At 69.3% G+C, this 5,953-nt stretch carries 5 protein-coding genes; 1 reads left to right on the plus strand and 4 read right to left on the minus strand.

Translation table 11 applies throughout. From position 1 onward, the window contains the following. Window positions 1-73: 73 nt before the first annotated feature. From AB0O00_RS27255 to AB0O00_RS27270, 4 genes are all read right to left on the minus strand, one after another. Window positions 74-868, minus strand: a complete 795-nt coding sequence (locus AB0O00_RS27255) for an amino acid ABC transporter ATP-binding protein (protein ID WP_363656087.1) — start codon at window positions 866-868, stop codon at window positions 74-76. Then, the gene (locus tag AB0O00_RS27260; protein WP_363656089.1) at window positions 865-1,839 is read right to left on the minus strand and encodes an amino acid ABC transporter permease; all 975 of its coding nucleotides are present in this window, start codon (window positions 1,837-1,839) and stop codon (window positions 865-867) included. The genes AB0O00_RS27255 and AB0O00_RS27260 overlap by 4 nt, the downstream gene beginning before the upstream one ends. A 36-nt stretch (window positions 1,840-1,875) precedes the next feature. Next, on the minus strand, window positions 1,876-2,802 hold the full coding sequence (locus AB0O00_RS27265) for an ABC transporter substrate-binding protein (RefSeq protein WP_363656091.1): 927 nt from the start codon (window positions 2,800-2,802) through the stop codon (window positions 1,876-1,878). Between the two features lie 422 nt (window positions 2,803-3,224). Next, on the minus strand, window positions 3,225-4,148 hold the full coding sequence (locus tag AB0O00_RS27270) for an ABC transporter substrate-binding protein (protein ID WP_363656093.1): 924 nt from the start codon (window positions 4,146-4,148) through the stop codon (window positions 3,225-3,227). A 584-nt stretch (window positions 4,149-4,732) separates the two neighbouring features. On the opposite strand from AB0O00_RS27270, the gene AB0O00_RS27275 reads away from it, so the two are divergent. Next, window positions 4,733-5,929, plus strand: coding sequence for an NADP-dependent malic enzyme (locus AB0O00_RS27275; RefSeq protein ID WP_363656095.1), 1,197 nt, complete (start codon window positions 4,733-4,735; stop codon window positions 5,927-5,929). The last annotated feature ends 24 nt before the right edge of the window (window positions 5,930-5,953 follow it).

Raw genomic sequence — 5,953 nt, forward strand, 5'->3', positions numbered from 1 at the left:
AAACGGCGGCGCCCGGCAGGACCGGCCTGCCGGGCGCCAAGGGTTGCTTGCTCAGTGCGCGCTCAGCACGCGCTCAGAGGACCTTCGAGAGGAAGGACCGGGTGCGCTCGTGCTGCGGGTTGGTGAGGACGTCGCGCGGGCTGCCGGACTCGACGACCACGCCGCCGTCCATGAACACCAGCGCGTCGCCGACCTCGCGGGCGAAGCCCATCTCGTGGGTGACGACGATCATCGTCATCCCCTCCTCGGCGAGGCCGCGCATGACGTCCAGCACCTCGCCGACGAGCTCGGGGTCGAGCGCCGAGGTGGGCTCGTCGAAGAGCATCAGCTTGGGCTTCATGGCCAGCGCGCGGGCGATCGCGACGCGCTGCTGCTGGCCGCCGGAGAGCTGCGACGGGTAGTTCTTCGCCTTGTCGGAGAGGCCGACCCGCTCCAGCAGGGCCATGCCGCGCTCGCGCGCCTCGGCCTTGGACTCGCCCTTGACCTGGACCGGCGCCTCGATGACGTTCTCGAGCGCGGTCATGTGCGGGAACAGGTTGAAGTGCTGGAACACCATGCCGATGTCCCGGCGCTTCTGCGCGACCTCGCGGTCCCGCAGCTCGTGCAGCCGGTCGCCCTTCATCCGGTAGCCGACCAGTTCGCCGTCCACCGAGAGGAAGCCGCCGTTGATCTTCTCCAGGTGGTTGATGCACCGCAGGAAGGTCGACTTGCCGGACCCGGAGGGGCCGACCAGGACGAACACCTCGCCCTTCCTGACCTCCAGGTCGATGCCCTTCAGCACCTCCACGAGGCCGTAGGACTTGCGCACGCCCTGTGCCTCGACCATCGGCACCGGCCGGGAGTCGGTGGGCTTGGTCAGATCGGTCATACGTGACCGCCTCCCTCGATGCCCGGGACCACGTCGTTCTTGGCCGACGGAACGGGCTTGCCGGCGAACAGCCGGCGCAGCCGCTGCAGCGGCGTCGGCGGGAGCGCACGGTTGGCACCGCGGGCGTAGTGGCGCTCGACGTAGTACTGGCCCACGGTGAGGATCGAGGTCATCAGCAGGTACCAGATGCTGACGACGAGCAGCAGCGGAATGGTCTGGAAGGTGCGCGAGTAGATGTTCTGGCCGGCCCGGAGCAGCTCCTCCAGCGAGATCGCCGAGACCAGCGAGGTGGTCTTCAGCATCGAGATGGTCTCGTTGCCGGTCGGCGGGATGATCACGCGCATCGCCTGCGGCAGGATGATCCGCCGCATGGTCTTGAACTGGCTCATGCCCAGCGCGTGCGCGGCCTCGGTCTGGCCGAGCGGCACGGACTGGATGCCGCCGCGGACGATCTCGGCCATGTACGCGGCCTCGTTGAGCCCGAGGCCCAGCAGCGCCGCGACGAACAGCGGGATCGCCTGGTTGGTCGGCTCGGACCAGAAGGCCGGGCCGAACGGGATGCCGATCGAGATGTTGGCCCAGAGCGAGCCCAGGAAGTTCCAGAACAGCAGCTGGACCAGCACCGGGGTGCCGCGGAAGACCCAGATGTAGAACCAGGCCGTGCTGGAGAGCACCGGGTTCGGCGACAGCCGCATGATCGCCAGCGTGACGCCGCCCGCGATGCCGATCGCCATGGACAGGAAGGTCAGTTCGAGGGTGACACCGAGGCCGTGCATGATCGAGGAGTCGAAGAGGTACTTGCCGACGACGTCCCACTGGAACTGGCTGTTGGTGATGAGGGCGTGGATCAGCATCGCCGCGAGGACCGCGACGACGGCTGCTCCCACCCAGCGTCCGGGGTGGCGGACCGGGACGGCCTTGATGGTCTCAGGCCGTCCCGGGTGCACCGACCCCTGGTCGGAAGGGTTCACTGTGTGGCCTCAGGGGTTGTGTTCAGGAGAGCGGGTTCAGCTGGAGGCGCCGTCGACGACGGACTTGTCGATCGCGCCCGCCTGGACGCCCCACTTCTCCAGGATGCTCTTGTACGTGCCGTCCGCCATCAGGGACTGGACGGCGCCCTGGACGGCCTTGGTCAGGTCGGAACCCTTGGCGAGCACGACGCCGTACGGGGCGGTGTCGGTGACGTCGCCGACCTTCTCCAGCTGCCCGTTGGTCTGCTTGATCGCGTAGTCGACGACCGGGGAGTCGGCCAGCATGATCTGGTCGCGGCCGGAGACCAGCGCCTGGGTGACGTCCGTCTGCAGGTCGAACTTGTCGCCGTCGTTCGGGACGGTCGGCTTGCCGGCCTTCACGCAGGCGGGGTTGATCGTGTCCTTGATCGAGTCGGCCTGGGTGGTGCCGGTCTGGACGGCGACCTTCTTGCCGCAGAGGTCCTTGGGGTCGATCTTCTCCGGGTTGCCCTTCTTGACCGCGGCGCCCGTGCCGGCGCTGAAGTACGTGACCATGTCGACCGTGGCCTCGCGCTCCTTCGTGTCGGTGAAGGAGCTCATGCTGAGGGTGTACTTCTTGCCCGTGATGCCCGGGATGATCGAGTCGAACGTGGCGTTCTGGACGTCGACGCCGAGGCCCAGCTTCTTGGCGATCGCGGTGGCCAGGTCGACGTCCATGCCGACGATGTTGCCCTTGTCGTCCTTGAACTCGTTCGGCGCGTAGGACGCGTCGGTCGCGACGACGATCTTGCCCGCGGACTTGACGTCGGCCGGGACGAGGGCGGCCAGCGACGGGTCGGCGGACACGGCCGGGACCGTGGCGCTCGCGCCGGCCGAGGAGCCGGTGGAGGAACCGCTGCTGCCGCAGGCGGTCAGGCCGAGGGTCAGGGACGCGGCAACGGCACCGGCAGCGAGGAAGCGGGTGCGCTGGGTACGGGCGGTCATGAGGGGGATCTCCTCCTGAGGGAGAGGTCGGGCGGAGCGCGCCGCGGGAGGCGGCGCACCGGGGCAGCAAGCCCGTACGGCGCTGTACGGGTACACAAAGCGGCGCTGTACGTCGTCGTACGGGCAAGGGCCGGGTCGTGCGCCTGGACCGGGGGTGTCCAGGGTGGTGCTTGGGAACTGCTTCCGCCACCCTCCGCCGAGGTGGACGTTGACCGAACCGCCTCGACCAGTGGCCGGCTCGATCCGAGATGGGGGGAATCCTGCCATCTGATGACGGTCGGAAGGCCTTCATTCAGATCAAAATCGGATAACGAGGGGCTGTGCTGTCCGCTATGAGGACGATTCCCTTGTCCCTGTCACCCTGCGTATAAGTATGCAGATCCCTCTGCGCTGCGCCCGGAGGCCCGCCGCCCCCTCTTTATTCAGATGCCGCCGTTGACCACCGCGTTCTGGGCCGCGCCCGCCTGGACGCCCCACTTGGCGAGGATCTTGTCGTACTCGCCGCTGCGGATGAGCTGGTCGACGGCCTTCGACACGCTGTCACGCAGCTCGGTGTCGCCCTTGCGCAGCGCGATCCCGTACGGGTTGGACGTCGACTGCGCGCCCGTCACCTCGAAGCGGTTGCCGCCGTCGGTGGTCTTCGCCGCGTAGGCGGCCACCGGGAAGTCGTTGACGCCGGCCACCGCGGCGCCGGAGGTGACCTCGGCCAGCGCCTTGGTGTCGCTGTCGAACTTGTGCGCCGTCAGCTGGCGGCCGGTGCGTGCACAGACGGCCACCTGACGGGTGATGATCTCGTCCTGCGTCGTGCCCTGCTGGAGCGCCACCGTCCGGCCGCACAGGTCGTCCAGGGTCTTGATGCCCTTGGGGTTGCCCTTGGGGACGACGATCGAGGTGCCGGCGATGAAGTAGTCCACGAAGTCCACGCCCGGGTCGACCTGCTTGCCGGTGTCGTCCAGGCCCTCGCGGCGCTTGCGGATGTCGCTCAGCGCGGACATCGCGACGTCGTACTGCTTGGACTGCAGGCCCGGTATCAGCTTGTCGAACGGGGTGTCGACCAGCTCGATCCGCACGTCGAGGATCTTGCCCAGCGCGGTGGCGATCTCCGGGTCCAGGCCGGTCGGCTTGCCGTCGGGGCCGCGGAACTCGACCGGCGCGTAGTTCACGTCCATCCCGATGCGCAGCGCGCCCGCGGAGCGCTGGGCCTTCGGGAGCTTGGCGCGGATCTCCTGGACCGGGTCCTTCGCGGCGGCCTGCCCGCCGTCGTTGCAGCCGGTCAACAGCAGGGCTCCGGTGGCGGCCAGGGCGGCGCCGGCGACGGCGGGCCGTCGGGAACGTCGGTGGTGCATGAGGGTGGTTGCTCCTGTGGGAGGTACGTGCGGTCGCCGCGAGTCGTGATGGTGTACGACATATGGCGGACAAGCGATCCTGTCATCCCGCCCTGCCGGGCCGATGGGCGGGTGTGTCAGAATTCCTTACCGGGTGACCCCCGAACGCTCGAACCAGACCGCCGAGTCCCGACAGGCTCGGGGTGTTCAGGAACGGAAGTCCTCACGCGGCTCCGTATCCGGGACACCTGCTCCCCTCCGTGTCTGCGTTCACTCCTGCGGGTGTACGTGCGTCATCGCCGTTGCCGCCGCCGGAGCCCGGCGCTTCCGAAGCCGGGCCCATGACGCGACAGCGCGGCGATGAACTGATCGTGACGAGGACGAAAAGGCACAGGTGCAACGCCTCCGTCCGGCTTACGCTCGCCCGGTAGTACGACGCGGACTTTTAAAAGACCCATAAAACCCTCATCCGAGGGCGCCGCCCGACGCAGCGCCCCGACCCCGCCCCCGGGTCCGCTTCGGCGTACCCGGTTTCCGGTTTCCGGACGGGGTCGCTCCGCCCGTCGGCCGCGCGTCCTCGCCAGAACAATGACGAAGAGGTCATCGTGGCAGCGGAGATCATCCACAGCAGCACCCAGGACACCGACGATCCGGTCGACGCCGTCTTCGCCCTGCACCGCGGCGGCAAGATGGAGATCAGGGCGACCGTTCCGGTGCGCGACGCGGACGACCTGTCCCTCGCCTACACGCCGGGTGTCGCACGGGTCTGCACGGCCATCGCCGAGCAGCCGGAGCTGGTGAACGACTACACCTGGAAGTCCAACACGGTCGCCGTGGTCACCGACGGGACCGCGGTGCTCGGCCTCGGCGACATCGGCCCGCAGGCCTCGCTGCCCGTGATGGAGGGCAAGGCGATCCTGTTCAAGCAGTTCGGCGGCGTCGACGCGGTGCCGATCGCGCTGGCCTGCACCGGCGTGGACGAGATCGTCGAGACCGTGGTCCGGCTGGCGCCCTCCTTCGGCGGCGTCAACCTGGAGGACATCTCCGCCCCGCGTTGCTTCGAGATCGAGCGCCGTCTCCAGGAGGCCGTGGACATCCCGGTCTTCCACGACGACCAGCACGGCACCGCGATCGTCACCACCGCCGCGCTGTGGAACGCCGCCAAGGTGACCGGCCGCGAGGTCGGCTCGCTGCGGGCCGTCATCTCCGGCGCCGGCGCGGCGGGCATCGCCATCGCCAAGATGCTGCTCGCCGCCGGCATCGGCGACGTGGCGGTCTGCGACCGCAAGGGCGTGGTCTACGACGGCCGCGGCGACCTGACGGACGTCAAGGCCGAGATCGCCGCGCTGACGAACCGTTCCGGCCTCAAGGGCTCGCTGGCCGACGCGATGGCCGGCGCCGACGTCTTCATCGGCGTCTCCGGCGGCACCGTGCCGGAGGAGGTCGTCGCGACCATGGCCGAGGGCGCGTTCATCTTCGCGATGGCCAACCCGAACCCGGAGATCCACCCCGAGATCGCGCACAAGCACGCGGCGGTCGTCGCCACCGGGCGCAGCGACTTCCCGAACCAGATCAACAACGTGCTGGCCTTCCCCGGCATCTTCGCCGGCGCCCTGCAGGTCCGGGCGAGCCGGATCACCGAGGGCATGAAGCTGGCCGCCGCCAAGGCGCTGGCGGGCGTCGTCGCCGACGAGCTGACCCCGCAGAAGGTCATCCCCTCGCCGTTCGACGAGCGGGTCGCCCCGGCGGTCTCCAAGGCCGTCGCCGAGGCCGCGCGCGCCGAGGGCGTCGCGCGCGTCTGAGGCGCGCGGCCGCTCCGGCGACCG

It is taken from the genome of Kitasatospora sp. NPDC093558 (assembly GCF_040683475.1).
Lineage (GTDB): Bacteria > Actinomycetota > Actinomycetes > Streptomycetales > Streptomycetaceae > Kitasatospora.